This is a genomic window from Bradyrhizobium lupini (genome assembly GCF_040939785.1).
Taxonomy (GTDB): domain Bacteria; phylum Pseudomonadota; class Alphaproteobacteria; order Rhizobiales; family Xanthobacteraceae; genus Bradyrhizobium; species Bradyrhizobium canariense_D.
Window position 1 is genome coordinate 78,846 of sequence record NZ_CP162553.1, and the last position, 26,782, is coordinate 105,627.

The following is a 26,782-nucleotide window of genomic DNA, read 5'->3' on the forward strand; positions in this document are numbered from 1 at the left end:
GTGGCTCCTTGTCGCTCATCCCATCACCACTCACTTCGCCGCCCGCACCTCGACCGTGCCGGTCCCGGTACGGCCGTAGCGCGAGGGATTGTACATGTCCTCGACATAGGCCTGCGGCAGCACGTATTTGCCGGGTGAGACCACACGCACGACGTAGGCCACCGTGAAGACCGCCTTGGAATCCGAGGCCCGATCGACGGCAGCCGTGAAACGATCGTCGCGGAACTCGGTATCTTCGGGCTCTTCGCCATCCTCGATCCAGCCCAGCGTGCCGCTGTCGCCCGACGACACCAGTTTTGGATTGTCGATTTCCAGGCCGGCCGGCAGATAGTCGGACACCATGATGTGGCCGTATTCGGGCTTGGCCTCGGTGATCTTCAGCACCACGGCGAAGCGGTCGTTCTGCTTGACCTTGCTGATATCGGCGGGCTTGCCGTCGAGCGTGAAGAAACTGCGCTCGATCTTGAAGCCGTTCGATGCCGCGGGCTCAGGCGTCACCGGCGACCCCGACACCGAGACCACCGCCTGCACCGGCGCGTCTCCGGTGTTGGTGATCTTCAGCGGCTTGCCTTCCAGAGTGGCGGCCTTGTAGCTGCGGTACAGCGCAGTCTTGACCGGCTGGCCGTCCACCTCCATCGACAGGTTCTCCTTGGCGAGCGCGCGCGCCGCCAGCACCAGCCACGCATTTTCCTGCGTGGAGGTGTAGGGCGTCAGCCCGCGCGCAGTCTCGACCCGCGACACCGCCTGCGTCAGCGTTGCCTTCGGCGCGTTGCCTTCACTGGCAAGCGACACCAGCGCTGCGGCATCGCGGAGCTGCGAGCCGTAGTCGGTGCGGCCGAACTCCAGCACCGGCTTTGGGGCGAGACTGTCGAGGGCTGCGCCATAGACCCGCTCCGCGCGGTTGCGGTCACCGACCAGCGCGAGCGCCGCGGCGAGCTGCGATTTCGCGATGGGAGTGGCGAGGTTGCTCAGCTTGGTGTCGGCGAGATAGCGGAGGTCGCCGATCGGCGCCGCGCCGTTGCGCGCCAGCACATAGAGGCCGTAGGCGAGATCGCGGCCGCCGTCCTTCTCCGGCTCGTTGCCGTTGACGACCGAGTTGCGGATGCGGTCGAGCGCGGTCTTGAACAGCACATCCGGCACCACAAAGCCCTTTTCGCGGGCGCGAGTCAGGAAGTCCGTCACATACGCGTCCAGCCAGGAATCGTCACCGCCTGCCGACCACAGCCCGAACGAGCCGTTCGAGCCCTGGCGGGCCAGCAGCCGCTCGATGGCGTCGCGGATGCGCTGGTCGACCTCGGTGTCCATGGCCAGGTGCGCACCGGCCGCGAGCTCGTTGACATAGAGCAACGGCATGGCGCGGCTGGTGATCTGCTCCGAGCAGCCATAGGGATAGCGGTCAAGTGCTTTGAGGATCGTCGCCGCATCGAGCGCAGTGGACAGGCTGGCCGAGACCGAGACGCTACCGGTGCCCGGCACGAGATCGGCGAACATATCCGAGGTCAACGTCAGGCTCTCACCCTTCGCCAGCGTCCGGATCGAGCGCCGCGCCAGCACTTGCGTCGCCGCCTTGACGTCGAGCGCATAATGGCGCGCCAGCGCCAGGCCATTCGGCCCCTTGATGTCGACGTCGAGTGTCGCCTGCCCCGCCGCCGTCGCGTCGATGGCGAGCGTGAACGAATTCCGCTGCTTGGCGGCAAGCTTGACCGTCGTCGCGGGATTGCCGGTCATTCTCACTGGCCCGCCGGTCTTCACGTTGATGACGTAATCGCCGGCCTGCCCCTCGACATTGTCGATCTCGAGATTGACCGTGCCGTGGTCGCCGTTGAGCAGGAAGCGCGGCAAGGTCGTGGTCAGCACGACAGGGTCGCGGATCACCACGTCCGTGTTGGCGCGACCGAGCTTGGTCGCGGTCCACGCCACCGCCATCACGCGCGCGGTGCCGGCGAACTCCGGAACGTCGAAGCTCACTTCGGCCGTGCCGTCGGCGGCAACGGTGACGATGCCCGAATAGAGCGCGAGCGGCTTTTGCGCGGGCGGCGAGCCCTGGAGCTCGGCGGCACCGGCGTCGCCGCCGGACTTGATCTGCCCGCGCGTGCCCGACATGCCGTCGATGAGTTGCCCATAGAGATCGCGGATCTCCGCGCTCAGGCGGCGCTGGCCGAGATAATAGTCGTCTGGCGCCGGCGGCTTGTAATTAGTGAGGTTGAGGATGCCGACGTCGACCGCGGCGATCACGATCTTGGCGTCCTCGCCCGGATTGAGCCCGTCGAGCTTGACGGGGATCTTCAGCAGCCCATTCGGCCGGATCAGAGCCGGCGGCGTCAGCTTCACCTGCAATGTACGGGTCTGCTTGTCGATACCGAACCATTTGAGTCCGATCGCCCGGCCCGGCATGCGTTGCGCGGCCGCATCGAGCGGACGGCGCAGCGTTGCCACAACATAGGCGCCGGTGCCCCAGTCCTTGCCGACCGGGAGCTTCACCTGGGCGGTGCCTTCCTTGACGTCGATGGTCTGCGTCGTCAGCAGGCGATCGCCGAGCACGTTGACCGTCAGTTTGCCGGCGCTGCGGACGTTGACCGACACGGTCATCGTGTCGCCCGAGGCGTATTGCGGCTTGTCGATCGAGGTCTCCAGGAGGTCCGGCGTGTCGGCGCTGCCGTCGGAATACCAGCCGACGTCGAACTGTACCGAGGTCACGGGCCCGTCGGCGTCGTTCGACTTCACGTCCAACCGGTAGCGGCCGGGCTGTGGGGTCAGCGAAATCCGCGACGGCTTGTCCGCGGCAACTGTCACGTCGCCGTCGGAGACGCGCGAGGTCGATTTGACCGGCTCGTACTCCCAGTAATTGCTCTGGCGATACCATTGGTAGCGCGACTCCATCTTCAGGAGCTCGTAGCGCAGGCCGTCGCGGCGAAGCCTCTCACCCTCGGGCGAGACGAACACAACATCGAACTCGGCCTTGTCGCCCTCGGCGACGTTCTTGTCGCCGAATAGCGGCTTGATGCCGATCATCGCGGCAGCAGGCGCGACCGGCAGCACGATCTTGCGCTCGACGGCGCGGCCGCCGGTCTCGACCATGCGGACGAAGATCTGCGCCTCCTGCGGCCGCGTCGAGGCCGGCTGCTTGTCGAGCGTGACCGGGAAGGTCGCAACGCCGTTGGCGTCGGCTTCCGGCAGGTTCTCCAGCGGCGTGCGCTCGTTCGAGGTGGTCTCCTCGTCGGCGACGCCGAACTGGTAGCCGGCGAAGCCCGGCCGCTCGGACGCGGGCGCGACCAGCATGTCGCCTTCGAGCGCTAGCCCCGAGGCCGGCGCGCCATAGAGGAAATGACCGTCCGCCTTAAGCTCCACTGGAGCGTTAGCTTTGATCAGCTTGTCCTTGGCAGACAAGTCGAATTCGATCCGATCGGGGACGTAGTCCTCGACCATGAAAGTGGTCTCGCCGACCGAAGAGCCCTTCGGATCGGTGAAGGCGCGCACCCGCCAGGTCCCGGTCGGGACGGCCGAGTTGAGCGGCACCGACAAGGTGCGCCCGCCCGCGCCCTGGTCGGACAGCACGGCGCGGCGGAATTCGACGCCATCAGGACGCTCGATCACCAGGGTCATCGGCCCGCCGGTGACGGCGTTGCCCTGCCCGTCGCGCAACAGCGCGGTGAGATAGACGGTCTCGCTGGAGCGGTAGACGCCGCGCTCGGCATAGACGAAAGCGTCGGCGCCCGCAGGCACGGCCCTGCCCGAAACGCCGCGGTCCGACAGGTCGAAGGCGGAGGACTTGAGGCTGAGGAAGGCATAGTCGGCCTTCTCGCCGGTCACGGTGAGCATCGCCGGCGACAGGCCGCCCTCGCCGCGCGCAAGCCCCGCCTCGAACAGCACATGGCCGCTCTCATCGGTCTTGCGGGTGGCCAGGATCTCGTTGTTGCGCGCGACCAGCCGCACCTCGGCTTTGCCGACCGGATCGGTCGAGGCCAGCGAATTCACGAAGACATGGATGCCGTCATTGCCGGAATAGGCCGTGACGCCGAGATCGGAGACGATGAACCATTGGGTGGCGAGCTGATAGTCGTCGTCCGAGCCCGGCCCCTTGGCCGCGGCCGTCATCACATAGACGCCGGGCTGGAGTTCACCAAGCGCCTGGTCGACCGGGAATGCCGTGGTGACGTCCTGGTTGAGCGTCATCGCGGTGGCAAGCTCGCCGGTCCAGACTTTCACGCCGCGCTCGCCGCCGAGATCGCTGAGCTGGTATTTCGACAGGGTCTTCTGGAAATCGCTGTCGACCACCGTGTTGATCAAATTGCGGTCGCCGATCCGGAACACGTTGATGTTGACGGCTGGCGTGTTGACGCTGACGACGGGAATGCCGCGCTGGCCCGTCCTCGGCAGCACATAGGCGCGGCTGGTGAAGCGCACGAAGGGCTTGCGGTCGCGCACATAGACGTTGAACTCGGCCGATTTCGGAAGGCCTTCCTTCACGGTGGACGGCAGGCCGGCGCGCAAATTGATGTTGTAGCGCTCGCCATGCTTCAGCCCGTCGACGCAGAGCTGCTTGGCCTCGGCCGACAGGGCCGGCTTGTCCTGGCCGGCCAGCGCGAGGTACGGCGCGAAATCGGTGCGTTTTGCCAACTCCTCCGAGAACTGGAAGCAGGCGCGCGGACTGGCGGAGTCCGAGTCCACGGTGTAGTCGAGCAGCCGAAAACCGTGCTCGTCGCGCATCTTCTCATATTGGCCGCGGACGTCGGCGACCTCGCGCATGTCGAGCGACAGCCGCAGAGCATCCAGCGCCGGCCGCCACAGCTTGCGTTCGGAAAGAGACTTGCCGAGCACCGCGAGCGCGTCGGCCTCCTCGCCCGCATTCCCGGCGCGCTGGTAGGCGATGTAGGCGGCGGTCGAGGCGCGCTCCAGCAGGAACGTCTGCTCGCTCGAGCTCTTCGGCGATATCTGGAAGATGACCTTTGCCAGCCGCAACCAGTTGCCGGCGTCCTCCGGCGTGGTCGCCGCGATCTGGCCGAGCACCGACAGGCCGGTGCGATAGTCGTTGCGCCGGAAGGCAACATCGGCGTCGGTGCGCAAGCTCGCGCCGGTCTTGGCGACCGGCCCCGCCTCGCCCTTGATCTGCGCCTCCAGCTTGATCGCGGAATCGGCGAGGTCGTCCCGCTTGAAGGCTTTGTCGGCGGCCTGCGCGACGCTAAGGCCGAACGCCAGCGTGGCGCAGAGTGTGACGGCGCGAACAAGACCGATCATGGATGGACTCCCGGAAATCGCGGACGAACGCCGCTTGTCGCATGAAATGCGCGGAAAGGTGACGGACTCAAGGCGATGGAACCAAAGGTGCAAACCGTCGCATTCGCCATGACAAGGCACGCCCAGAGGAGACCGATCAAGCTACCGCCGCGCACGCCGTCCTGATGGCGCAGCAATATCCGACCAGTCGTCCGGCGGCCGTGTCCCGGAAGCTGATCAGCGTTCCCGGCGATGTGATCCATCGTCCAGTCTGCTGCCGCTCAACCCGGCACCCTGACACCCCGCCGTTCCGCTTTGTCGCGGCTTCGACGAAAACGGTTCGGTTCAGGCTTGGCGAAAGACGATATTTTTCATAATGGCATAGTAGATGAACAGCGGCCCCCAACCAGGGCGGCTCAAGACGGTCCCGTAGCTCAACTGGATAGAGCATCAGATTTCTACTCTGAGGGTTGCAGGTTCGATTCCTGCCGGGATCGCCAATTTCGGTCTCATCCGTTCATCGTGAGCCAGATCTACGGCGCGCACCTGCAGAATCCGTCCTTCACGAACGCGTGGGCCGCCTCGCTCCGGCCTTTGATCCGGGCAAACGAGCCCTATCTATTCGCCGGGCGACGTGCGCCCGATAAGGACTTCGATGCCACTATCCGACTTGACAAGAATGGCGATCGCGTCGGCGGTGGCGGTTGTAGCAATATCGTTTTTGGCAGTTGACGCGGGAGTCGTGAACTCCGGTGTGGTCACAAAGCCGATCGCGACGGCCCGGGCCACCATCGCGGACGCGGCAGCGAGTCAGCACCAACTCGCCTTCGCCGTTCAAGCGTGGGCGCGTCGCGGCCACCAGAAGCCGGCCGTGGAAGAATGCCTGGCGATCGATTGAAACAGCGCAGTTTGTCGCCCCTCTCGTCTGGCGGATGTATGCGCAACGTAACAATCATGTTTGTTATAGGCCGTTATTCCCCCGGATGAAGATCGTCCAAATCCAGCCGAGCAGTGCGCTCAAGGCGGCGACCGATGCGGCGATTGCCGCGGTCCGAGTCCACCAGATCTGCCGCTCGTGCCGTTCGATATCCGCCTCGGATTTTTGATTATCTTTCCAGTTCAGCCATTCCTGGGCGAACCCGATCGTCATGACGGGCGCGGTTCCGATCGCGATCGCTCCTGCGGATGCCGCGACGGTCTGGGCAAGGCGCGCTCGGACGTTGGCTGCACCCGTCTTTTCAAGCACCGTAAGCCATTGCCGGGACTGTTCGTCTGAAACATGCCACGTGCATTCCCTGTAAGGAAACGCTTTCGGTCGCTCTGTCATGGCCTTGCACCGCACTCACCCTTCAGTGTCGCCTTGATGTCGCGCCCACCACCCGGCAATCGCCGCTGCTAGATCCTTCCACAACTCAGTCGGCAAATCCGGCACCGCCACCCGGACGCTGTACCGATCCGTCGTCGCGTCGTGAAACCACTCGGTCGCCGCGAAATCGAAACCAAAACTGCCCGCGTGGCGAATGGGGAAGCCTTTGCCGCTCAGGTCGCGGCTCATGTCCTCGGCGGCCTGCCGCGCGGTCGCCTCATCGAGGGCGCGCCTGCCGCGAAGCGTGACATAGAGGCCGTGGGTGAAATGCAGCTCGGCCGAGAGCGAAGCGAGCTCGGCGGCGAAATATCGCGCCGCGTGGCGACCGTTGCGCAGAATCGCAGCGACGCGCGTTTTCGTCAGGGCCCAATAGGCCACAGAGCCCACGAATGGCGGGAAGTGCGCCGGCAACGCCGCGCCACCGAGAAGCCGGACGGCATTGCGGGTTTCCGCCGCCAGGCTTTCGGACAGCAGCTGGCCCGCCTTGAGGTCCTTCCGGCTCCAATGCACGAACACGGCAGAGCCGAGCCGGCCGTATTCCACCCCGAGCGAATCCAGCTTGTTGTGGCTTCGCACCAACACGACGGGAATGTCCCATCGCGCGGCCCATCTCAAGACACGCCGGATGCGCGCCGATCTGCCGGCGAAACATGTCGTGTCGAAAATCAACAGATCGAGCCCCGAACCGTCACAACGCAGAGCTGCCTCGAACGCCCGGGCAGGGGCGCATGAATCGAGCAGGAGCAAGCGTGGCAAGGCTGCCGCAGCGAACGCTTCGCCCAGCGGGAGGCTGGCGATGACAAGCCGCAAATGGGGGACGAGGCTCTCGATCAGCTCCAGTGTCTCGCCGTAAGTGCCCGGCAGCACCACGACGTCTGCTTTGCCGATGATCCGTGCGGACGCGAGCAGCAGCGCGGAGATCGCGGCCATGCCGGAGGCGGTATAGATCGCATCGCTCCTGCAGCCCCGCTCGAGTTCATAGAACGAGGGACCACTCACCTTGAGGTCCGCGCGCTGATAGTCGTAGCTGAACACGAACGGACCGCTGCTGGGAGACGCCGCATGCGACCAGGCCGTCTCCGTCGCTCTCCAGTCCTGCAGCGCATGTTCCGCGCGTAGTGCGGCGGCGAGCTGAAACTTGGAGACCACAACCTCGTCGACCGATTGCGGCCGAGCCAAATGCAGCGGGCTCCTCAGGCAATCGTTCAGCAGCCCGATTTCCCTGTGCTTTCGATCGAGATAGGCTTCGGAGGTCTCCATGCGGATCTTGATGAGCGTCTTGATGCGTATCTTGGCAATTGCGACTGCCATTCAACGTCCGGCGAGCGCATTGGCTCCAACAGCCGGGCCCGCCTATCCTTGCAACGAAGACCGGTCCTCGCCGTTGACACGGCACAAGGAGAACATCATGAGCGAGATCAGAGAGCACATGAAGATCGTCGGCAAGGACGGCGCACATGTCGGCACCGTCGACCGCGTCGAGGGCAAGCGTATCAAGCTGACGCGGAAGGACAACCCGGAAGGTCACAAGGACCATCATCATTACATCGACACGAAATATGTCGGTGCCGTCGAAGGCGATGTCGTCAAGCTTTCGGTCAATGCCGACGCGGTGCCGAAGTCGGAAGCTGCCTGACACAGTGCAGCCCTTCGGGGACTTTTTGTTTGTTCACGATCCTGCTCCGCTTCGTTCCCCGAAACGAATCGCGATCGGAAAATCGTCGTCCGAACGAGTCTTAACGTAGCGTTTCGGCGGCTCGCGTCAGGCGTCGAGTGTCACGAGCATAGGCGCCGATGGCGGCGTTCTCGCGCGAAATGAATTGAAGGGGGCGCGGAACGAACTTGCGATCGGCGCGTTCGAAATCCAGTGGTGCCGATTTGCCAGCCCCGATCGGCTCTCGAGAACCCCGTGCTTGTCCCCCGAGCACGGGGTTTTTCTGTGAATACCAGTTCTCTCGTAAAGAGAGAGCTCAGTCCGTCCGCTCTTCGCGCCGGTCGCGGGCGAGTTGATGCCAGGCCAGGGCCAGCTCGATGAGACGTTGCCGGTCAGGACCCTCGGCCGCCACGGCGCGCTTCATCGCCGTCTCGGCTTCATGCTGTGGATCGTACTTGGTACACATGAAGCCAATTCTAGCCGGACGATCTGGACAAGCGCGTGGCAATTTCGTCCGTATGATTGCGGGGTAATGCCGTCCTCGCGGATTTGCGACGCAATCCAATTCACGCATCTGTCGAACGACCCGCCCCGATTGGGGGCTTGATGCGTACCGATCTGTGAAGTGCGTCACAGCCGGCGCACGGCGCCTCCGCTAAACAGTCCTCAGCGCTCCCAGAGAGCGAGAAGGCTTGGGAGATATTCCCGTCATGACGCAAGAAGCCGCAGCCGAAATTCCCGTCCCGGCGCGAGGCGAAAGATCCGACCCGCTCGGCATCGCTTATCTTGCGACCATCGGCATCGTGATGCTGGCCTGGATCGCAGGCCTGGTCTGGGCCGCGATCGCGTTCTTCAACTGGGTAGTGTCCTGACGCGCGGGGCGATCCCCTTGAATCAATTCCCGGCCAGCTGAGGGCCAGCGCCAAAACGAAAAGAGGCGGCTTTTCGCCGCCTCTTCGCTTCAGCCCTCGCCTGGCGTGCTCAGTAACAAGCCCGTGGATCAGCCTGCACGTACTGGCCGCTCGGATAGCGGTAGTAGCAGTTGCCTTGGGCCAGATAGTAGCCGGGGCGCGAAGCAGCCGTCGCGCCGGCGATCGCGCCGGTGGCACCGCCGATCACAGCGCCTGCGGCCGCACCCGAGGCGTTGCCCGAGATCAGGCCGCCCAGCACGCCGCCGACGATAGCGCCGCCAAGCGCGCTCGCGCCGGGATCGGCCGCTGGCGGCGGCGGCGGCGGTTCGTAGGCGACGGGCGGAGCATAGGCCACGGGGACGTCGTCGTAATAATCCTCCGAGATATAGGCCGGAGGCCCGTCCATCCGTTGCGGATAATAATACCGCGCGCCGCCCACATCCCACCACCAGCCAGAGCGGCCGTTGTGGACTTCGTGGCGCCAGCGTCCGCCATCCCAGGCGAGATGGCCGCGATAGGTGTGTCCGCCCCAGTCGCGCGCCGGTGCGGGACCCCTGGCGTAATTGCGTCCGGGCGGCGGACCGCCGGCATTGCGAGGGCCAGGACCTGGACTCGCGAGAGCAGGATTTGGACCCGGACCAGCATGACCAAGACCGCCGGCGTAGGGCTGGACGCCGGCCTGTGGCGCCGGCCGGGCAGCCTGCTGCGGCGGCGGCCCCTTTCGCATGTTCTGCGGCGGCGCGCCGGCGCCTGGCCCGGCCGATGGCTGGGCGGCGTCTCTCGGCGGTCTGGCGTCCTGAGCCTGCGCCGGGACGGCGAGCAATGACATCGCCGAAACCAAGGGAATGATGATCTTGATGCGACTGGACACACTCATGCGTGCTTGCCCCCTACTCTTTCGATTGCCGTCAACCGCCGTGATGCCTGGCGCGATAGACGATTCGGCTCGCGCTGAGCTGATGCCGGCTGACATGACTGACCTGCTTTGGTCGGCTAAGTCCCGTTACAAATGATTAAGATCACGACATTTTTTCGTCCGCGCGGGTCGCTCTGGCATGCCTCTAGCGGGCCGGCTCGATCACATTGCAGTTGCTTCGCCCGGACATCAGGCAGTCCTGCATCTTGCTCGCGGAGGTGAGATCGCGGGCGAGCCACCAGCCGACGCCGAGGATCAGGATCGCGATGATCAAGCCAGCGATGGCGCCGCGGCGGTTGTCACCGGATTGAGGTTTTGGAGTGGATTTCGGCTTCGCGCCCGGTTCGGGCTTAGGTTCGGAGTTGGCTTCGGAACTGGCTTCGGGCTTGGACATGGCTGACCGATCACGGGGGCGAGCGGGCTTTATCACCTCTGCGGCGTGGCGTCACATCCCGTCCAGCTTCTCCCGGTTAGCCTCGGGTCGGCCGGATCGCTTCCTTGCGGGAGGTTTCGGCCGCCGGGATCGCCTGCTGGACGCGCGGAGCGCAGGTCGTAAGCACAAACGCGGTCTGGGTGCATTCCCAATCTGTGCCCAGGACGGCACTTTCGATCGGCTGCGGACGGGCGAGCAGCAGCGTGGCACCGGCCAGGGTTGCCACCACGACCGCGATTGCGAGCGCCTTCAGGCTCAGTCGTGAGATCGTCATACCCGTGCTCCGCGTCTCATACCAGGCGGACGCTAGGCACCGCCCTGGTGCCCCCTTATGAGGGACATCACAATTCGGCAGTTTTTCCGGGCTACGAGAGATCGTCGGGGGCGGCGATTTTCGTCTACCTGATCGGCTGCGATTATAGGTGGCATCACGGCGCGCGCCGATGTACACGCATCTGCGTCGCGCGGCGCCCGCTATGCCCAGCCGACGTACCAACAGGCAGTGATGTAGGATCGAAAGCGAGGATGACAAGGTTCGCCGATGAGTGGATTTAGGGAACCAGGCTTCTCCGACCGGCAAAAGGCGGCACAGGAAGCACGCAAGAACCTTTTGAACAAATTCAAGTCGCAGCCGGGGCCGGATGATCCCGCGGTTGTGGCGAAGCGTGCGGAGCGCGAGGCCCTTGCGGCCAAGCGCGCCGAAGCAAAGGCTGCGCGCGACACGGAAAAGGCCGAGCAGAAGCGCCTTCAAGAAGAAGCTGCCGCGCTCGAGGCCGCGCGGATCGCCCGCGAGGCCGAAGAAGCCGTCGCGAAGGCGGCCGAAGCCGAGGCCGAGCAAAAAGCCAAGCGGGACGCCCGCTACGCCGCCCGCAAGGCGAAGCGCAAGTAACGTTTGCAAGTCTAACGCGCGCAAGTCACGTTCAATTGAATTTGGACTGAAACAAATGCTCTGGGGGCGGTCTACGTGACCGCCCCCGGATTTTTGGCGCGCGTCTGCCTGTCGCAAGCGCCTCCTCGACGTTGGAAGATCAGTGCTTCTTCATCACCCCGTCGTCTTTCTTCATCCCGTCCTTCGACATCGTGTCCTTCTTCATGCCGTCGTCCTTGGACATGGTGTCCTTCTTCATGCCGTCCTTGGACATCGTGTCCTTTTTCATCATGCCGTCATCCTTGCCCATCTTGTCCTGGGCAAAGGCGGCAGGCGACAGCGCGAGGCCGAGCGAGAGAACGGCCGCCGAAACGCCGAGCGCGATGCGGGTACGAATGGTCATGACTGGTCTTCCCTTCGAGATGGATGTTGGTCAGCGACGGACGCCGCTATCTGATCTCGACGGATTGCCACGGGGCGTTGTTACGCGGCCGCTGATAAATTTCCGCGAGCCCGCCGCCATCCTTGGTTCTGCGGATGTAGGAGATCAGGAGTGTGCAATGCAGCATCACCGACGCTTGCCGCGGCATTCGGTCTCGAACTATCAGACTAGAGAACATTGTCTGAAAGACCGGCTAGGATGGGCCTCAGCGCGGTCTCCAAGACCGGCCCAAAATCACGGCAAAGCAAACAAGAACCTTCCAAGAACCGTCCAAGGGAATCACGCCATGTTCACGCGCCGCCACCTGATCGCGACCGCCGTCGCCGCACCCGCCATTCTCCGTTTCAGCACCGGCACCGCGCATGCCGCGACCACGCTGAAGATCTCGCATCAATTCCCGGGCGGCACCGTCGACAAGGGCGATTTCCGCGACCGGCTCTGTCGCGTGTTCGCCGCTGAAGTCAGCAAGCGCAGCAACGGCGACATCGCCGCCGAGATCTATCCGAACTCCTCGCTGATCAAGACCAACGCGCAGTTCTCCGCGATGCGCAAGGGCGCGCTCGACATCAGCCTCTATCCGATGCCCTATGCCGGCGGCGAATTGCCGGAAACCAATATCGGCCTGATGCCGGGCCTCGTCACCACCTACGACCAGGGCATGCGCTGGAAGAAGGAGCCGGTCGGCAAGGCCTTGACCGACTTCCTCGCCGACAAGGGCATCATCCTGCTCAGCTGGGTGTGGCAGGCCGGCGGCGTCGCCAGCCGCTCCAAGCCGATCGTGGCCCCCGAAGATGCCAAGGGTCTCAAGGTGCGCGGCGGCTCGCGCGAGATGGACATGGTGCTGCAGACTGCCGGCGCATCCGTGCTGTCGGTGCCCTCGAACGAAATCTACGCAGCGATGCAGACGGGGGCGTGTGATGCCGGCATCACCTCCTCGACCAGCCTGATCTCGTTCCGGCTTGAGGAGGTCGCGAAATCGCTGACCTCGGGCGCAGGCGCGTCCTATTGGTTCATGCTCGAGCCGCTGATGATGTCGAAGGCGATCTTCGACAAGCTGCCGAAGAACCAGCAGGACGTCCTGCTCGCGGTCGGCACCGAGCTCGAAGCCTTCGGCCGCAAGGGCGCGCAGGACGACGACATCGAGGTCGCCAAGGTCTACGAGAAGGCCGGCGCCAAGGTCTCGGCGCTTGATGCCGCGACCGTCGGCAAGTGGCGCGACATCGCCCGCGACACCGCATGGAAGGACTACGGCGCCAAGACCGCGACATCTGCCAACCTGCTCAAGCTCGCGACCGACGTCGCCGCATGAGCCACGGTCCGCTTCCGGATCGTGACGACCAGGTAAACGCTGCCGCAAGGACCGGCCTTGCGGCAGCGATCGATCGCGGTCTCGCCATCCTCAACAACATCATCGTCGTGTTCGCCGCGATTGCGCTGATCGCCGCCTGCGCCATCCTGAGCTACAGCGTGCTCAGCCGCGCCTTGTTCAAGGCTGCCAATTACTGGCAGGACGAGGCCGCGGTGTTCCTGCTGGTCGGCGCGACCTTCATGACGGCCGCCTACGTGCAGCAGAACCGCGGTCACATCGGCATCGAGGCCTTCGTCGGCCTGCTCTCACCACTGGCGAACCGGATCAGGCTCTGGCTGGTCGATGCCGTGACGCTTCTGTTCTGCGCTTTCTTCGCCTGGAAGTCCTGGACACTGGCGCATGAAGCCTATGTCGACGGCCAGGTCTCGAACTCGATGTGGTCGCCGCCGCTGGCCATCCCCTATTCGCTAATGGCGTTCGGCATGAGCCTGCTCTGCGTCCAGATCCTCGTGCAGCTTGCGCTGCCTTTCGCTGGAGCCAGGCGTTCATGAGCGTTTTCGGTATCGGCCTCGCCTACGGGATCGCGACGCTGGTCGTGATGTTTTCAGGCATGCCGATCGCGTTCGCGCTCGGCGCGGTCGCAGTCGTGTTCATGGGCATCTACATGCCCGCCGCCTCTCTCGACACGGTGACGCAGAATGTCTACGAGGAAATGGCCTCGATCACGCTGCTGTCGATCCCGCTCTTCATCCTGAAGGGCGCCGCGATCGGCAAGTCGCGCGCCGGCCAGGATCTCTACTCGGCCCTGCACGCCTGGCTGCACCGCGTCCCCGGCGGGCTCGGCGTCGCCAATGTGTTCGCCTGCGCGCTGTTTGCGGCGATGGCGGGCTCCTCGCCCGCGACCTGCTCGGCAATCGGCTCGGCCGGCATCCCCGAGATGCGCAAGCGCGGCTATTCCGGCGGCTTCGCCGCGGGGATCATCGCCGCCGGCGGCACGCTCGGCATTCTGCTACCGCCGTCGATCACAATGATCCTGTTTGCGGTCGCCGCCGAAAAATCGCTAGGACGGCTGTTCCTCGCCGGTATCGGGCCCGGCCTGCTGCTGGTCTCGCTGTTCGGCGTTTACGCCGTGATCCGCTTCCGCCAGGAATACGCCGCGGCCGAAGCGATCTACAAGAACGGCGGCCCGGAAGCTGCGATCCTCGCCCGCGACGAGTACACGCTCGCGGAACGCTTCAGCGTGCTGCCGCGCGTGATCCCCTTCGTGCTGCTGCTCACCGGCGTCATGATCGCGCTCTATGGCGGCTACGCCACGCCGTCGGAGACCGCCGGCCTCGGCGGCCTCTTGGCGCTGGCATTGATCGCGGCGATCTACAGCGTGTGGCGGCCGAGCGACCTTGCCCCGATCCTGAAATCGACGATCCGGGAATCGACCATGCTGATGATGATCATCGGCATGTCGCTGCTCTATTCCTACGTGATGAGCTATCTGCACATCTCGCAATCGGCCGCCGAATCCGTCGTCGCGATGCATTTGCCGCGCTGGGGGCTCTTGTTCGCGGTCCTCGTCATGGTCGTCGTGCTCGGTTTCTTCCTGCCGCCGGTCTCGATTATTCTCATGACCGCGCCGATCATCCTGCCGCCGCTCCGCGCCGCCAATTTCGACATCATCTGGTTCGGCGTCGTCATGACCATCGTGATGGAGATGGGACTGATCCATCCGCCTGTCGGCCTCAACATCTTCGTCATCCGCAACGTCGCGCCGGATATTCCCCTGCGCGAGGTGATCTGGGGCACGCTGCCGTTCGTGCTTTTGATGATGCTCGCGGTGCTGCTGCTCTGCTTCGTGCCGGGCATCTCGACCGCACTGCCGGACCTGGTGATGGGGCCGGACGGGAGCAGGTAGCTGCGTCCACCATCATTGCTCGCTGCGCTCGCAATAATGGAGAACTAGGAGCTGGCGCGCTTCCTCTTCGCGTTCAGTGCGGAGGCCACGCGGCTCACCGGCGGCTTACCCAGCACGCCGCTCATCTCGTTGGTTGCCGCCAGCAACCGGTCCATATCGACACCCGTCCTAATCCCCATGCCCCCGAGCATATAGACGACGTCCTCGGTCGCGACGTTGCCGGTCGCGCCCGGCGCGTAGGGGCAGCCGCCGAGGCCGCCGGCGGCGGCGTCGATGACGCGGACGCCTTCCTCCAGCCCCGCATAGAGATTGGCGAGCGCCTGGCCGTAGGTGTCGTGAAAATGCATCGCGAGATTGGCGGGAGGGATGTTGGCGCTGACCGCCCGCAGCATCTCCTTGGCCTTATCAGGCGTACCGACACCGATCGTGTCGCCGAGCGAGATCTCGTAGCAGCCGAGATCCCACAGCGTGGTGGCGAGATCGGCAACTGCCTTCGGCTTGATATCGCCGTCGAACGGACAGCCCAGCACGCAGGAGATATAGCCGCGGACCTTGACACCATCGACCCTGGCGCGCGCCAGCACCGGCTTAAACCGTTCGATGGACTCCGCGACCGTGCAATTGATGTTGGCCCGCGAAAAGCCCTCGGAGGCCGCGGCGAACACCGAGACGATCTTTGCGCCGGCCGCGCACGCGGCGTCATAGCCCTTCTCGTTCGGCACTAGCACGTGGAATTCGGCACTGGTCAAATGGCGAACGCCGCGCAGCACGGCGTCCGAGCTCGCCATCTGCGGGATCGCCTTGGGCGAGACGAAGGCGCCGACCTCGACTGTATTGAGGCCGGCCGCGACCAGCGCCTCGATGAAGGCGATCCGGGCTTCGACACTGACCGCCGTTTTCTCGTTCTGGAGGCCGTCACGCGGCCCCATTTCGATGATGCGGACCTTATCGCTCATCTCATTCTCCGGAAGGCTCGACCACGGCGAGCTCGACGCCCTCCTGGACGATGTCGCCGACCTTGCATTTGATGGATTTCAGCACGCCGGCATAGGGCGCACGCAGCGTCTGCTCCATCTTCATCACTTCCAGGGTGAGGATCGGCGCCCCCTTCTCGAGCTTGGCGCCCTCCTCCGCCAGCACGGCGACGACGGTGCCCGGCAAGGGCGCTGCGATCTTGTCCGCGCCGGCCTGCTCCTCCATCTCGCCGCCGAACGGATCGACCCAATGCAGGTCGAATCGCCCGTTGCGCGTGCGCAAATACAGCTCATGGCCGTCGATCACGGCCGCGACGAACGATTTGACGCCGTCAAGCGTCACGTCGAAGCCGCCGTCCCGGGGCGCGATCGCAAATGCCAGCTCGCGTTCGCCGATCACCAGCGTCGCTGGTCCGCTGCCATAGTTCAGCGTGATCTTCTGCTCGGACCCATGACCAACACCATGACCCGCGCGAAACGCAAAATTGCGCTGGCGGCGGCCGACCGGCATCCAGCCAAAGGTCTGCCAGGGCGAATTCGCGTCCGCCTGTGCAGCCTGCCGCTCGTGGTTAATCACAGCGGCCACCGCGGCGCAGAGCTCGAGCTCGCCCGGCGCCGCCGGGGCCTGCGTCAGAACCATCAGTTCGCGCTCGATGAAGCCGGTGTCGATCGCGTTCGCCCTCACCTTCGGATGCGTCATCAGCGCCGACAGGAACGGGATGTTGGTCACGATGCCGCGGACGTCGGACTCTTCCAGCCCGCGGTTCAGCCGCTCGATCGCGACATCCCGCGTCGGCGCCCAGGCGATCATTTTTGCCAGCATCGCATCGTAGTACGGCGAAACCGTATCGCCTTCCCGATAGCCGGAGTCGATGCGCAGCCCCCCGTTTCAGCGGGCAGACGCCAGGTTGATATCTTGCCCACCGACGGCATGAAGTTCTTGGTCGGGTTCTCCGCATAGACCCGCGCCTCCACGGCGTGTCCGTGAAGCTTGATCTCGTCCTGCTTCAGCGGCAACGCCTCGCCGAAAGCGACGCGCAACTGCCACTCGACCAAGTCGATCCCCGTGATCAGCTCGGTCACGGGATGCTCGACCTGGAGACGAGTGTTCATCTCGATGAAGAACACGTCCTTGCCGTCGGACACGAACTCGATGGTGCCGGCGCCGACATAGTTGACGGCGCCCGCAGCCTTTCGCGCGGCGGCACAGACCGTCTCGCGCTGGGCGGGATTGAGCGTCGGCGACGGCGCCTCCTCGATCACCTTCTGGTGGCGGCGCTGCAGGGTGCATTCGCGTTCGAACAGCGAGAGCAGATTGCCGTGGCTGTCGCCGATCACCTGCACCTCGATATGCCTCGGGTTATTGACATATTTTTCGATCAGCATGCGGTCGTCGCCGAACGCGGCCTTGGCCTCGCGCTTCGCGCTGACGATCGCAGGCGCAAGTTCATCCGCGGAGCGAACGATGCGCATACCACGGCCGCCGCCGCCAGCGGACGCCTTCACCAGAATCGGGAAACCGACCTTCTCGGCCGCCTTCGCCAACGTCGCATCGTCCTGCGCCTCGCCGTGATAGCCTGGCACCAGCGGGACGCCGGCCTTCTCCATAAGCGCCTTGGAGCCGGACTTCGAGCCCATGGCAGTCATCATTGCCGCTGTCGGGCCGACGAAGACCAGTCCGGCGTCGAAACACGCCTGGGCGAATTCGGCATTCTCCGACAGGAAGCCATAGCCGGGATGGATCGCCTCCGCGCCGGTCTTGCGCGCGGCCTCGATCAGCCGTTCGGGATTGAGATAGCTGTCGCGGGCACGTGCGGGCCCGAGCAGCACGGCCTCGTCGGCGAGCGCGACATGCATCGCGTCGCGATCCACCTCGGAATAGACCGCGACCGCGCGCAGGCCCATGGCGCGCGCGGTGCGGATCACGCGGCAGGCGATCTCGCCGCGGTTGGCGATCAGGAGGGTGCGAAAACGGCGGTAGAGCTTTGAGCGGTCCATCGCATCACATCCTGAACAGGCCGAATTTCGTCGGTTCGATCGGCGCATTCGATGCCGCCGAGAGGCCGAGACCGAGCACCAGCCTTGTGTCGGCCGGGTCGATCACGCCGTCGTCCCACAGCCGCGCGGTCGCGTAATACGGGTGCCCCTGGCTCTCATATTGCGCGCGGATAGGTTCGCGGAATTTATCTTCGTCTTCTTTCGACCAGCTGTCGCCCTTGGCCTCGATATTGTCGCGGCGGACCTGGCTCAGCACCATCGAGGCCTGCTCGCCGCCCATCACCGAGATGCGCGCGTTCGGCCACATCCACAGGAAGCGCGGTGAGTAGGCGCGGCCGCACATGCCGTAATTGCCGGCGCCGTAGGAGCCGCCGATCACTACGGTGAATTTCGGCACCGACGCGGTCGCGACCGCCGTCACCAGCTTGGCGCCGTCACGCGCAATGCCGCCGGCTTCGTATTTCTTGCCGACCATGAAGCCGGTGATGTTCTGCAGGAACACCAGCGGAATGCCGCGCTGGCAGCACAGCTCGATGAAATGCGCCCCCTTCAGCGAGCTCTCGCTGAACAGGATGCCGTTGTTGGCAATGATGCCGACCGGAAAACCCCAGATGTGGGCGAAGCCGCACACCAGCGTCGTGCCGTAGAGCTTCTTGAACTCGTCGAACTCGGAACCATCAACCACGCGCGCAATGATGTCGCGCACGTCGAACGGCTTGCGCCCGTCGACGGGCACCACGCCGTAGATCTCCTCCGCCGCAAACAAGGGATCACGCGGCGGATGCATGTTGAGGTTTGGCCGTACCGATGGCTTCAGCGTGCCGACGATGCGGCGGGCGATGCCGATCGCGTGCGCGTCGTTCTGGGCGTAATGATCGGTCACGCCTGATTGTCGCGAATGCACGTCGGCGCCACCGAGCTCCTCGGCGGTCACCACCTCGCCCGTCGCCGCCTTCACCAGCGGCGGCCCGCCGAGGAAGATCGTGCCCTGGTTGCGCACGATGATGCTCTCGTCCGACATCGCGGGGACATAGGCGCCGCCGGCCGTGCAGGAGCCCATCACGATGGCGATCTGCGGGATGCCTTGCGACGACATCTGCGCCTGGTTGTAGAAGATGCGGCCGAAATGCCGCTCGTCCGGAAAGATCTCGTCCTGCAGCGGCAAAAAGGCGCCGCCGGAATCGACCATATAGACGCAGGGAAGATTGTTCTGCCGCGCCACGTCCTGCGCGCGCAGATGCTTCTTCACCGTCATGGGATAATAGGTGCCGCCCTTGATGGTGGCGTCGTTGGCGACGATCACGCATTCGCGGCCCAAGATACGCCCTACCCCGGTGACGACGCTCGCCGAATGCACGTCGCCGCCATAGAGGCCATAGGCCGCGAGCGGCGACAGCTCCATGAACGCGGTGCCGGGATCGACCAGCAGGTCGACGCGCTCGCGCGCCAGCATCTTGCCGCGCGACGTATGGCGGTTGCGCGAGACCTCGCCGCCGCCGCCGGCCACCTGGCTCAGCTTCTCGCGCAAATCCGCGACGAGGGTGCGCATGGCCTCGGAATTGCGCGCAAAGTCCGACGAAGACGTATCGATGCTGGAATGGAGCGGCATGTTGATTCCAATCGCGTGAAGGTTTTAAGCCGTCTCGGCCATCAATTCGCGACCGATCAGCATACGTCGGACCTCCGAGGTGCCGGCGCCGATCTCGTAAAGCTTTGCATCGCGCCACAGGCGTCCGACCGGAAATTCGGAGGTGTAGCCGACCCCGCCAAGCGCCTGGATCGCCTCACCCGCCATCCACGTCGCTTTCTCGGCGGAATAGAGGATCGCAGCGGCGGCGTCCTTGCGCAAGCTGCGCGCGTGATCGGCGCGGTCGCAGGCACGCCCCACCGCATAGACATAGGCGCGCGTGGCCTGCCAGGTCGCGTACATGTCGGCGAGCTTGCCCTGCATGAGCTGGAAGTCGCCGATCGGCTGCCCGAACTGCTTGCGCTCGTGCATATAGGGCACCACCGCGTCCATGCAGGCCGCCATGATCCCGAGTGGTCCACCCGAGAGGACCGTACGCTCATAGTCGAGGCCGGACATCAGCACCTTGACGCCCTCGCCGACCTTGCCAAGCACGTTCTCCTCCGGCACCTCGCATTCGTCGAAGAACAGCGGATACGTGTTGGAGCCGCGCATGCCGAGCTTGTCGAGATGCTGGCCGTGGCTGAAGCCCTTCGTCCCCTTCTCGACCAGGAAGGCGGTCATGCCGCGCGGGCCCGCTTCCGGATCGGTCTTGGCATAGACCACCAGCACGTCGGCATCGCCGCCATTGGTGATCCACATCTTCGAGCCGTTGAGCACGTAGCGGTCGCCGCGTTTGTCGGCGCGCAGTTTCATCGAGACGACGTCTGAGCCGGCGCCGGGCTCGGACATCGCGAGCGCGCCGACATACTCGCCGGAGATCAACTTTGGCAGATAGCGCTCGCGCTGCGCATCATTGCCGTTGCGGCGGATCTGGTTGACGCAGAGATTTGAGTGGGCGCCATAGGAGAGGCCGACCGCGGCCGAGCCGCGCGAAATCTCCTCCATCGCGACGATATGGGCGAGATAGCCCATGTTGGAGCCGCCATATTGCTCCGGCGCGGTCATGCCGAGCAGGCCGAGGTCGCCAAGGCGCTTCCAGAGGTCCGCCGGGAATAGATTGGCCTTCTCGATATCGGCGGCACGCGGGGCGATCTCCGCCTCCACGAAGGCGCGCAGCGTGTCGCGCAGCATGCTGATGTCTTCGCCCAGATCGAAATCGATGCTCGGGATATTCAAGGCGATTCCTCCCTATTTTGGGGACCGAACCTAGCGGCATCGGGGCCCTTCTGCGGTCGAAAAGGTTGCATTTTCCGCCAAACTTGGCGAGGATTTTCCCAGAGGATTTTCCGATGCCTTTTCAAGTCGCAACCGCGATCCCGCGCCGTGCCGTGACCCCTGCCGCCTTCGTCCGCGGCGTCGTTGCCGCTTACGAACGCTACGGCCGCGATCCGACCGAGGCGCTGAGCCGGGGTCAGGTAACGCCGGACCTTGTCAATTCTCCGGATGGGCGGGTCACGGCCGGCCAGTTCGAGGCGCTGGCGGGCCATGCCATGCGCGAACTCGATGACGAGGCGCTCGGCTGGTTCTCGCGGCGGCTGCCCTTTGGCACCTACGGCATGCTGTGCCGCGCCTCGATCACCGCCCCGACGCTGGAGGTCGCGCTCAAGCGCTGGTGCCGGCACCATCGTCTGCTCACCGAGGACGTGCTGCTCGATCTCGCCGTCGGCGAGGAGACCGCGGTCGTGTCCATCCGCGAACTGGCCGACCTCGGACCTCTACGCGAATTCTGCCTGGTCACCCTGCTCCGCTATGTTCTCGGCTTCTCCTGCTGGGCGGTGGATTCGCAAATCGCGCTCCGCGCCGCGGAATTTCCGTACCCCGAGCCCGGCCACGTCTCGGTCTATCCGACCATCTTTTGCCGAAACATCCGCTTCGGTGCGGACCGCGCTTCCATCACCTTCGACAAGCATTACCTGTCGCTGCCGCTCACCCGGAGCGCGGCGGACCTCGACAACATGCTCAAGGGCGCGCTGCGGCTGACCGTACTGCCCTATCGGCGCGACCGGCTGCTGGTCGAGCGCGTTCGCCGCGTACTCCGCAATGCGCGCGGACGCAGTCTGGGCGCCGAGGATGTCGCAAGCGAGCTAGCACTCTCCACCCGCACCATGCATCGGCGCCTGCGCGATGAAGCGACCTCACTGCGGGATCTCAAGGAAGAGGCAAAATTCGAGCTCGCGAAGCAGGAGCTGATGCGCAGTCGTAGCCCGATCAAGCGGATCGCGGAGATCGCCGGCTTCCGCAGCGAGAAGAGCTTTTCCCGCGCCTTCCGCACCTGGGCCGGCGCCTCACCGCGCGAGTTTCGCGGCAGGTATCGCTGACGCGCGTGCTGTCATGCTGTTGCGGCCTCCGAGATCCAACTCGGAGGCCGCAACATTTCCAAACCGGTCTCGATCAGTTCGAGTTGGTCTGCCCGCCCGGGCGCAGCTTGGTGCGCGAGTGCGTCTGCTTCGGCTGGAAGGCCAGCGCGTCGGTCGACGTCTTCGCGCCGCCGCTCTGTGAGCACGAGCCGCCGATGCCGCCGGCCGCGGCCCGGCAGGCCTCCATCGTCGGATAGCCGCAGCCATGCGCGGCCTGGGCACCATTGGTGATGCAGTAGTCTTCTGCCTGGGCAGCCGGCGCGGTCATCATGAGAAACACAGATGCAAACAGCGTCGCAGCGGATGCGACGAACGTCTTCGAGATCGAGGTCATGTTGTCTTTTCCTGCTTCAGGGTCCCACAAAAGAGGCCTCGGCATGCGACGCAGGCTGAGGTTCACACCTCGCATGTAGGCCAGCACCAGGAACCGGCAATCACGCTTCGGCGCATTGCAGAACTTCGCAAATCACATGTCACAGTTAGGTGAGTTACTTAGGTTTATATCCGCCTTATCCGAACCTGTATCCCGGTAAGGGAGTCACTCCCGCGCCTTCGGATGTTTGGATGTCGTTACGCGAGCTACGTTTTGGGACCCGTCGCCGCCGAACTATCCTGCCGCCGCGATCTCCTGCAATGGCAGCGGCACGTCCTTCGCCACGCCCAGCACCGGAAAGCTGCGGACGTTCTTCACGTTCGGCATCGCGGCGAAATGCAGGAGCTGCTGCCGCATGCTCTCGACGCTCGGCGCCACGCATTTGAGAAGATAGTCGGTGTCTCCCGAAATCCGCCAGCACTGCTGGATGCGCGGGATCGCGGCGATCGAGCTCTCGAATGCCGCCAGCACCGGCTGGGCTTGGCTGCCGAGCTGGATCGAGACGAACGACACCACCTCGTAGCCGAGCAGCCGCTCGTCGATAACGGCGCGCACCGCCCGGATCACGCCGCGGCTGAACAGCGATTTCAGCCGCCTCACGCAGTTGGGCCCGGACACCCCGACGCGCAGCGCCAGCTCGTTATTGCGAACCCGCCCGTCCTGCTGCAACTCGGAGAGTATTTTCAGATCGACGCCGTCGAGCTGGTCACGCCCCGCCATAGCCCACCTCGTCATGGTCGCATCATGCGAGACAGCGAAGCACGGGGCGGAATGGCTGCCAAGGCAGGACGATGGGAAGAACCGGCGTGGTTGGCCGAGCTTGTCCCGGCCAACCGCGGGCTTTTTACGTGGACGCTAACACGTGGATGCCCGGGACAAGCCCGGGCATGACGAGAGTTTCGTTGCCCGCCCTCAATGCGTCCACGGCTCGCCGCGGCGGAACGAGAAATTGTCCGCATAGGCGACCGGACGGCGCACCGATTCCTTTGGCTCGATCACCTGGTAGGCGATGCCCTTGCGCTCGCAATAGGCGACCGCCTCTTCCTTGCTGTGGAAGTGCAGCGTGATCTGCTGCTTCATGTCGCCGGACGAGGTCCAGCCCATCAGCGGCTCGACCGCGCGCGGCTGCTCGGGCTCGTAGTCGAGCTGCCATTCCTTGGTCTTCGACCGGCCGGATTGCATCGCGTTCTTGGCGGGCTTGAAAATGCGTGCGGTCATGGACGGTCCGGGCCTCTTGTTCGTCTTTTCGTTCGATTTCGATGCGTCACGGTAGCAGTTGGTGGAAACCGCGGGCATAGTATAGAGACACCTTTAGGGAACTGATCGGTGATTCCGGCCCCCCGGGATGGCTCGCCGATGGGTATAATCATTATGCTGCATCGTGACAATTGCGTACCCGCCTTCCGCGCCGGGGTCTCGCCCGGTGGCCCTGCTTCGTTGACATCTACCTGTCCGTCCCCTCCGAAAGCTCCCGTCGCATGTCCTTCCTGAACATCAACGCCACGCTCCCCGAGAAGGGCCGTGACCTCAGGCTCGACCTGTTTCGCGGCATTGCGAACTGGGCGATCTTCCTCGACCATATCCCCGACAACGTGGTGAACTGGATCACCACCCGCAACTACGGCTTTTCCGACGCCGCGGATTTGTTCGTCTTCATCTCCGGCTACACCGCCTCCTTCGTCTATGCGCGGATGATGCTCGAGCGCGGCTTCCTCGTCGGTGCTACGAGGCTGACCAAGCGGGTCTGGCAGCTCTACGTCGCCCACATCATCCTGTTCGTGATCTACATCGCCTCGATCAGCTATCTGGCGCTGCGCTTCGGCGATTCCGAGATGATCAACGAGTTCAACGTCGCCGGCCTGGTGGACAACGCCACCGAGACGCTGCGCCAGGGCCTGTTCCTGCGCTTCAAGCCGCTCAATCTCGACGTGCTGCCGCTCTACATCGTGCTGATGGGGCTGTTTCCGCCCGTGCTCTGGTTCATGCTGCGCAAGCCGGACCTGACGATGGCATTGTCCATCGTGCTGTGGCTGACCGCGCGCCATTTCGGCCTGAACCTGAACGCCTATCCGGCCGGACAGTGGTACTTCAACCCGTATTGCTGGCAGGTGCTGTTCGTGTTCGGCGCCTGGTGCGCCATGGGCGGCGCGCGGCGCTCGATGACGCTGATCAACGCACCGGTCACGCTGTGGCTCTGTCTTGGTTACATGCTGTTTGCGCTGGTCATGACCATGGCCGGCCGCTTCCCGACCCTCGGCGGCATGTTCCCGGAATGGCTGTTCTCGGCGTTCAACCCGAACGACAAGACCAACCTCGCGCCCTACCGCTTTATCCACTTCGTCGTGATCGTGATCCTGGTGATCCGCTTCGTGCCCAAGGACTGGCCGGGCCTGGAATGGAAAGGGTTCGACCCCATCATCGTGTGCGGCCAGCAGTCGCTCGCCGTGTTCTGCGTCGGCGTGTTCCTGTCCTTCGTCGGTCATTTCGAGCTGTCGATGAGCTCGGGCTCGCTGTTCGCGCAGATCTTCGTCAGCGTCGCCGGGATCGCGATCATGACGACGGTGGCCTATTATATCTCCTGGTCGAAGAAGCAGGACAAGCCGCTGAAGCCGCCGCCGCCCAAGACTGCGGCCGCAAAGGCCGCTTGAACGGGCAGCTCCGATCCGCCGGACGACAGCGCCCCCGCTTCAGGCCGCCGCTTCGCTGTCGTACTCGGTAACCTTCTTGTAGATCCAGTCACGGCCGTCGTGGCGGCGCCAGACCTTGCCGTAAACGAGCTGCCCGTTGATCGAGCGGCGCGGCACGAACACGGCCCAGAGGTGCCAGATCTCGGTCCAGCTCGCCTGCGGACCGACGGTTCGGACGTTGCGATCGAGAGACATGATACAGAACTCACAGGAGACGAGCGCTGCGACGAACTGTGATGTCGTGTGAGCACGAATTTCAGGCAGACCGTCGCAAGCCGAACCGATCTGATAACAGTCGCGAAGGCGCCCGCAACAACCGCTCGCTCTTAACCTAACCGATCAACCTTACCTCCTGTGAGCGCGTGGCGAGACCGGTTGAAAGCGGCCGCCGATTTTCCTAGACTGTGTGCGATTTGAGAATGAGCGCGTCGTTTTGAGGACGCGCGTTGATTTCCAGGCTGACGCGAATTTTTGAAAACGATTGATGGGCGGGGGCCACCACGATGAATTTGCAATGTGCATGTCTGCGCTTGGCGCTGCATTCGACGCCGCCTGCTCTGCCCGCGAAGACGCCGGAGCAGGAGCCGCGGAAGGTCGCCAACGACAATCAGCTGGCCTGGCCATTCCTGCCGTTTCCGTTCGGCTGGTACGCGACGAACTGATGGTTGGAAAAGCGTAACGCCGCGCAAGCGGAATATCATCGCTTGGCGGCGTCCGCTAGGCATTGGGCGCTGAAATCCCCAACACCAATATGTCTAGGACGACGCCTAAAGGTTCGACAAAGTTTTACGCATTCCGCGCCGCCCGACCCGCCCCAATGCCTTGAAATGTCGCGCGGAAAGTCGCGTTGCGCAGGGAATGAGCGCCGAGGGTTAGGAAGGCTTTGGCGGCTGCGGGCATCGGCATCGAACGCGCGCCATGCACGGCTGGAGCTGCGCTCGCCTGGCGCCTCGCCGATTGGCTATTGTTCTGAGGCGCGGGTCTGGCCCACCTCGGACTGGTCGGGGCAGCTGGATTCGAACCAACGACCTGCAGTACCCAAAACTGCCGCGCTACCAGGCTGCGCTATACCCCGAATGTCCGGCGAGCCCCGTCGATACACGCTTCCCAAAGCGCCAGCAAGCCTTCCAAAGGCGCGAGCAAGCTTCCCAAAAGACCGCCAGGACGGGGCAATAAGCCCTCCCGCCTACTTGCTGCCGAACAGCGGGTGGCCCACGCGGTCGCCGGCGCGGATGCCATATTTCTGCGCCGTGCCTGCCACCACCTCCAGAACAGCCCGCGCGGGCCCCCTGGATGAGATGATCTTTGTCGACATCGGCTCGGTATTTTCGGCGATGCGCAGAATTCGGCCGTCGGCGCGAATGAAGATCATGTCGAGCGAGACGTAGGTGTTCTTCATCCACATCGACACCTCCTGCTCGGGATTAAAGTCGAACAGCATGCCTTTGCCGTCCGCCAGTTCCTTACGGTACATCAGGCCAGTCTGCTTCTCTTCCTCCGTCGTCGCGACCTCGACCGAGAACACCTGCACGCCGCTCCTGGTGACGATCTCGAGGGGCTGGAAGCTGGCGGCGCGCACGGGTGCGCTCGCGACGACACAGCCGGCGATGACGAGGATGGCGGCAAGCCAGCCCTTCGCAACGGCGAAGACGGCCTTTCGATCGAAATTCATGGATGGCTCTCGAGGCGTGGGACTGGACCAGTCCTTACGTGGCGGTCACCGGAAAAGCCAGAGGCGCGCCGG

26 protein-coding genes, 2 tRNA genes and 1 pseudogene are annotated in these 26,782 nt (G+C 64.4%); 11 read left to right on the forward strand and 18 right to left on the reverse strand.

Annotated features, from left to right (window positions below; translation table 11 throughout):
* Positions 1-30 precede the first annotated feature (30 nt).
* Complete coding sequence (locus AB3L03_RS00340; protein WP_247405220.1) at positions 31-5,235, reverse strand: alpha-2-macroglobulin; 5,205 nt, start codon at positions 5,233-5,235, stop codon at positions 31-33.
* 402 nt (positions 5,236-5,637) lie between these two features.
* Between AB3L03_RS00340 and AB3L03_RS00345 the strand changes: the two genes are divergently transcribed.
* Both AB3L03_RS00345 and AB3L03_RS00350 read left to right on the forward strand, forming a co-directional pair.
* Positions 5,638-5,714, forward strand: a tRNA-Arg gene (locus AB3L03_RS00345).
* A 179-nt stretch (positions 5,715-5,893) separates the two neighbouring features.
* Positions 5,894-6,112 (forward strand): hypothetical protein, encoded by a 219-nt coding sequence (locus AB3L03_RS00350; RefSeq protein ID WP_018457780.1) that lies wholly within the window; start codon positions 5,894-5,896, stop codon positions 6,110-6,112.
* Between the two features lie 63 nt (positions 6,113-6,175).
* Here AB3L03_RS00350 and AB3L03_RS00355 read toward each other — a convergent pair whose 3' ends face one another.
* Together AB3L03_RS00355 and AB3L03_RS00360 are read right to left on the reverse strand one after the other, a co-directional pair.
* Complete coding sequence (locus AB3L03_RS00355; protein WP_247338016.1) at positions 6,176-6,541, reverse strand: hypothetical protein; 366 nt, start codon at positions 6,539-6,541, stop codon at positions 6,176-6,178.
* Between the two features lie 15 nt (positions 6,542-6,556).
* Positions 6,557-7,840, reverse strand: a complete 1,284-nt coding sequence (locus AB3L03_RS00360) for a hypothetical protein (RefSeq protein WP_026233440.1) — start codon at positions 7,838-7,840, stop codon at positions 6,557-6,559.
* Positions 7,841-7,988: 148 nt separating this feature from the next.
* Here AB3L03_RS00360 and AB3L03_RS00365 point away from each other — a divergent pair, with 148 nt between their 5' ends.
* Complete coding sequence (locus tag AB3L03_RS00365; protein ID WP_368508053.1) at positions 7,989-8,216, forward strand: DUF2171 domain-containing protein; 228 nt, start codon at positions 7,989-7,991, stop codon at positions 8,214-8,216.
* Between the two features lie 334 nt (positions 8,217-8,550).
* Here the strand turns inward: AB3L03_RS00365 and AB3L03_RS00370 are convergent, their stop codons facing one another.
* On the reverse strand, positions 8,551-8,700 hold the full coding sequence (locus tag AB3L03_RS00370; RefSeq protein WP_018457776.1) for a hypothetical protein: 150 nt from the start codon (positions 8,698-8,700) through the stop codon (positions 8,551-8,553).
* 244 nt (positions 8,701-8,944) lie between these two features.
* Here AB3L03_RS00370 and AB3L03_RS00375 point away from each other — a divergent pair, with 244 nt between their 5' ends.
* Positions 8,945-9,106: a hypothetical protein gene (locus tag AB3L03_RS00375; RefSeq protein ID WP_018457775.1), complete on the forward strand. Its 162-nt coding sequence runs from the start codon at positions 8,945-8,947 to the stop codon at positions 9,104-9,106.
* 109 nt (positions 9,107-9,215) lie between these two features.
* Here AB3L03_RS00375 and AB3L03_RS00380 read toward each other — a convergent pair whose 3' ends face one another.
* The 3 genes from AB3L03_RS00380 to AB3L03_RS00390 form a co-directional block, all read right to left on the reverse strand.
* On the reverse strand, positions 9,216-10,022 hold the full coding sequence (locus AB3L03_RS00380) for a hypothetical protein (protein WP_247338017.1): 807 nt from the start codon (positions 10,020-10,022) through the stop codon (positions 9,216-9,218).
* 184 nt (positions 10,023-10,206) lie between these two features.
* On the reverse strand, positions 10,207-10,455 hold the full coding sequence (locus AB3L03_RS00385) for a hypothetical protein (protein ID WP_018457773.1): 249 nt from the start codon (positions 10,453-10,455) through the stop codon (positions 10,207-10,209).
* A 76-nt stretch (positions 10,456-10,531) separates the two neighbouring features.
* Positions 10,532-10,768 carry a hypothetical protein gene (locus AB3L03_RS00390; protein WP_018457772.1) on the reverse strand — a complete coding sequence of 79 codons (237 nt, stop codon included), beginning with the start codon at positions 10,766-10,768 and terminating at the stop codon, positions 10,532-10,534.
* Positions 10,769-11,035: 267 nt separating this feature from the next.
* Between AB3L03_RS00390 and AB3L03_RS00395 the strand changes: the two genes are divergently transcribed.
* Complete coding sequence (locus AB3L03_RS00395) at positions 11,036-11,383, forward strand: DUF6481 family protein (protein ID WP_018457771.1); 348 nt, start codon at positions 11,036-11,038, stop codon at positions 11,381-11,383.
* A 139-nt stretch (positions 11,384-11,522) separates the two neighbouring features.
* On the opposite strand, the gene AB3L03_RS00400 is transcribed toward AB3L03_RS00395, so the two are convergent.
* A complete protein-coding gene (locus AB3L03_RS00400) occupies positions 11,523-11,765 on the reverse strand; it encodes a pentapeptide MXKDX repeat protein (protein WP_368508054.1) in 243 nt (80 codons plus the stop codon).
* Between the two features lie 325 nt (positions 11,766-12,090).
* Between AB3L03_RS00400 and dctP the strand changes: the two genes are divergently transcribed.
* From dctP to AB3L03_RS00415, 3 genes are read left to right on the forward strand one after another with little or no spacing between them, the layout of a single operon-like run.
* The gene (gene dctP / locus AB3L03_RS00405; protein WP_368508055.1) at positions 12,091-13,113 is read left to right on the forward strand and encodes a TRAP transporter substrate-binding protein DctP; all 1,023 of its coding nucleotides are present in this window, start codon (positions 12,091-12,093) and stop codon (positions 13,111-13,113) included.
* Complete coding sequence (locus tag AB3L03_RS00410; protein WP_204511140.1) at positions 13,110-13,664, forward strand: TRAP transporter small permease; 555 nt, start codon at positions 13,110-13,112, stop codon at positions 13,662-13,664. Before dctP ends, AB3L03_RS00410 begins: the two co-directional genes overlap by 4 nt.
* Positions 13,661-15,019, forward strand: coding sequence for a TRAP transporter large permease (locus tag AB3L03_RS00415; protein ID WP_204511138.1), 1,359 nt, complete (start codon positions 13,661-13,663; stop codon positions 15,017-15,019). The genes AB3L03_RS00410 and AB3L03_RS00415 overlap by 4 nt, the downstream gene beginning before the upstream one ends.
* 44 nt (positions 15,020-15,063) lie before the next feature.
* Here AB3L03_RS00415 and AB3L03_RS00420 read toward each other — a convergent pair whose 3' ends face one another.
* The 4 genes and pseudogenes from AB3L03_RS00420 to AB3L03_RS00435 form a co-directional block, all read right to left on the reverse strand.
* Complete coding sequence (locus tag AB3L03_RS00420; protein WP_204511137.1) at positions 15,064-15,975, reverse strand: hydroxymethylglutaryl-CoA lyase; 912 nt, start codon at positions 15,973-15,975, stop codon at positions 15,064-15,066.
* Between the two features lies 1 nt (position 15,976).
* Positions 15,977-17,991: pseudogene (locus AB3L03_RS00425) on the reverse strand (acetyl-CoA carboxylase biotin carboxylase subunit).
* Positions 17,992-17,995: 4 nt separating this feature from the next.
* Positions 17,996-19,600, reverse strand: a complete 1,605-nt coding sequence (locus tag AB3L03_RS00430) for a carboxyl transferase domain-containing protein (protein WP_204511134.1) — start codon at positions 19,598-19,600, stop codon at positions 17,996-17,998.
* 24 nt (positions 19,601-19,624) lie between these two features.
* A complete protein-coding gene (locus tag AB3L03_RS00435; protein ID WP_018457765.1) occupies positions 19,625-20,797 on the reverse strand; it encodes an isovaleryl-CoA dehydrogenase in 1,173 nt (390 codons plus the stop codon).
* A 113-nt stretch (positions 20,798-20,910) separates the two neighbouring features.
* Between AB3L03_RS00435 and AB3L03_RS00440 the strand changes: the two genes are divergently transcribed.
* On the forward strand, positions 20,911-21,939 hold the full coding sequence (locus AB3L03_RS00440; RefSeq protein ID WP_204511133.1) for an AraC family transcriptional regulator: 1,029 nt from the start codon (positions 20,911-20,913) through the stop codon (positions 21,937-21,939).
* A 73-nt stretch (positions 21,940-22,012) separates the two neighbouring features.
* Here the strand turns inward: AB3L03_RS00440 and AB3L03_RS00445 are convergent, their stop codons facing one another.
* From AB3L03_RS00445 to AB3L03_RS00455, 3 genes are all read right to left on the reverse strand, one after another.
* Positions 22,013-22,312: a DUF3551 domain-containing protein gene (locus tag AB3L03_RS00445; protein ID WP_368508056.1), complete on the reverse strand. Its 300-nt coding sequence runs from the start codon at positions 22,310-22,312 to the stop codon at positions 22,013-22,015.
* Positions 22,313-22,585: 273 nt separating this feature from the next.
* Positions 22,586-23,071, reverse strand: coding sequence for an Lrp/AsnC family transcriptional regulator (locus tag AB3L03_RS00450; RefSeq protein WP_007591345.1), 486 nt, complete (start codon positions 23,069-23,071; stop codon positions 22,586-22,588).
* 192 nt (positions 23,072-23,263) lie between these two features.
* Positions 23,264-23,569, reverse strand: coding sequence for an ETC complex I subunit (locus tag AB3L03_RS00455; protein ID WP_007591346.1), 306 nt, complete (start codon positions 23,567-23,569; stop codon positions 23,264-23,266).
* A gap of 260 nt (positions 23,570-23,829) precedes the next feature.
* Here AB3L03_RS00455 and AB3L03_RS00460 point away from each other — a divergent pair, with 260 nt between their 5' ends.
* Entirely contained in the window at positions 23,830-24,999 is a 1,170-nt protein-coding gene (locus AB3L03_RS00460; RefSeq protein ID WP_018457761.1) for an OpgC domain-containing protein, read from the forward strand.
* Positions 25,000-25,038: 39 nt separating this feature from the next.
* Here the strand turns inward: AB3L03_RS00460 and AB3L03_RS00465 are convergent, their stop codons facing one another.
* Entirely contained in the window at positions 25,039-25,233 is a 195-nt protein-coding gene (locus AB3L03_RS00465) for a hypothetical protein (protein WP_368508057.1), read from the reverse strand.
* Positions 25,234-25,568: 335 nt separating this feature from the next.
* On the opposite strand from AB3L03_RS00465, the gene AB3L03_RS00470 reads away from it, so the two are divergent.
* A complete protein-coding gene (locus tag AB3L03_RS00470; protein ID WP_256374433.1) occupies positions 25,569-25,700 on the forward strand; it encodes a hypothetical protein in 132 nt (43 codons plus the stop codon).
* Between the two features lie 336 nt (positions 25,701-26,036).
* Here AB3L03_RS00470 and AB3L03_RS00475 read toward each other — a convergent pair.
* Both AB3L03_RS00475 and AB3L03_RS00480 read right to left on the reverse strand, forming a co-directional pair.
* Positions 26,037-26,113, reverse strand: a tRNA-Pro gene (locus tag AB3L03_RS00475).
* Positions 26,114-26,224: 111 nt separating this feature from the next.
* On the reverse strand, positions 26,225-26,710 hold the full coding sequence (locus AB3L03_RS00480; RefSeq protein WP_368508058.1) for a DUF192 domain-containing protein: 486 nt from the start codon (positions 26,708-26,710) through the stop codon (positions 26,225-26,227).
* Between the last annotated feature and the right edge of the window lie 72 nt (positions 26,711-26,782).

Coding starts and splice junctions, on each gene's coding strand:
- dctP (WP_368508055.1), top strand. CDS start 12,091: ATGTTCACGCGCCGCCACCTGATCGCGACCGCCGTCGCCGCACCCGCC.
- AB3L03_RS00340 (WP_247405220.1), bottom strand. CDS start 5,235: ATGATCGGTCTTGTTCGCGCCGTCACACTCTGCGCCACGCTGGCGTTC.
- AB3L03_RS00385 (WP_018457773.1), bottom strand. CDS start 10,455: ATGTCCAAGCCCGAAGCCAGTTCCGAAGCCAACTCCGAACCTAAGCCC.
- AB3L03_RS00410 (WP_204511140.1), top strand. CDS start 13,110: ATGAGCCACGGTCCGCTTCCGGATCGTGACGACCAGGTAAACGCTGCC.
- AB3L03_RS00440 (WP_204511133.1), top strand. CDS start 20,911: ATGCCTTTTCAAGTCGCAACCGCGATCCCGCGCCGTGCCGTGACCCCT.
- AB3L03_RS00370 (WP_018457776.1), bottom strand. CDS start 8,700: ATGTGTACCAAGTACGATCCACAGCATGAAGCCGAGACGGCGATGAAG.
- AB3L03_RS00480 (WP_368508058.1), bottom strand. CDS start 26,710: ATGAATTTCGATCGAAAGGCCGTCTTCGCCGTTGCGAAGGGCTGGCTT.
- AB3L03_RS00400 (WP_368508054.1), bottom strand. CDS start 11,765: ATGACCATTCGTACCCGCATCGCGCTCGGCGTTTCGGCGGCCGTTCTC.
- AB3L03_RS00390 (WP_018457772.1), bottom strand. CDS start 10,768: ATGACGATCTCACGACTGAGCCTGAAGGCGCTCGCAATCGCGGTCGTG.
- AB3L03_RS00360 (WP_026233440.1), bottom strand. CDS start 7,840: ATGGAGACCTCCGAAGCCTATCTCGATCGAAAGCACAGGGAAATCGGG.
- AB3L03_RS00365 (WP_368508053.1), top strand. CDS start 7,989: ATGAGCGAGATCAGAGAGCACATGAAGATCGTCGGCAAGGACGGCGCA.
- AB3L03_RS00450 (WP_007591345.1), bottom strand. CDS start 23,071: ATGGCGGGGCGTGACCAGCTCGACGGCGTCGATCTGAAAATACTCTCC.
- AB3L03_RS00355 (WP_247338016.1), bottom strand. CDS start 6,541: ATGACAGAGCGACCGAAAGCGTTTCCTTACAGGGAATGCACGTGGCAT.
- AB3L03_RS00430 (WP_204511134.1), bottom strand. CDS start 19,600: ATGCCGCTCCATTCCAGCATCGATACGTCTTCGTCGGACTTTGCGCGC.
- AB3L03_RS00455 (WP_007591346.1), bottom strand. CDS start 23,569: ATGACCGCACGCATTTTCAAGCCCGCCAAGAACGCGATGCAATCCGGC.
- AB3L03_RS00465 (WP_368508057.1), bottom strand. CDS start 25,233: ATGTCTCTCGATCGCAACGTCCGAACCGTCGGTCCGCAGGCGAGCTGG.
- AB3L03_RS00415 (WP_204511138.1), top strand. CDS start 13,661: ATGAGCGTTTTCGGTATCGGCCTCGCCTACGGGATCGCGACGCTGGTC.
- AB3L03_RS00445 (WP_368508056.1), bottom strand. CDS start 22,312: ATGACCTCGATCTCGAAGACGTTCGTCGCATCCGCTGCGACGCTGTTT.
- AB3L03_RS00380 (WP_247338017.1), bottom strand. CDS start 10,022: ATGAGTGTGTCCAGTCGCATCAAGATCATCATTCCCTTGGTTTCGGCG.
- AB3L03_RS00375 (WP_018457775.1), top strand. CDS start 8,945: ATGACGCAAGAAGCCGCAGCCGAAATTCCCGTCCCGGCGCGAGGCGAA.
- AB3L03_RS00350 (WP_018457780.1), top strand. CDS start 5,894: ATGGCGATCGCGTCGGCGGTGGCGGTTGTAGCAATATCGTTTTTGGCA.
- AB3L03_RS00460 (WP_018457761.1), top strand. CDS start 23,830: ATGTCCTTCCTGAACATCAACGCCACGCTCCCCGAGAAGGGCCGTGAC.
- AB3L03_RS00420 (WP_204511137.1), bottom strand. CDS start 15,975: ATGAGCGATAAGGTCCGCATCATCGAAATGGGGCCGCGTGACGGCCTC.
- AB3L03_RS00395 (WP_018457771.1), top strand. CDS start 11,036: ATGAGTGGATTTAGGGAACCAGGCTTCTCCGACCGGCAAAAGGCGGCA.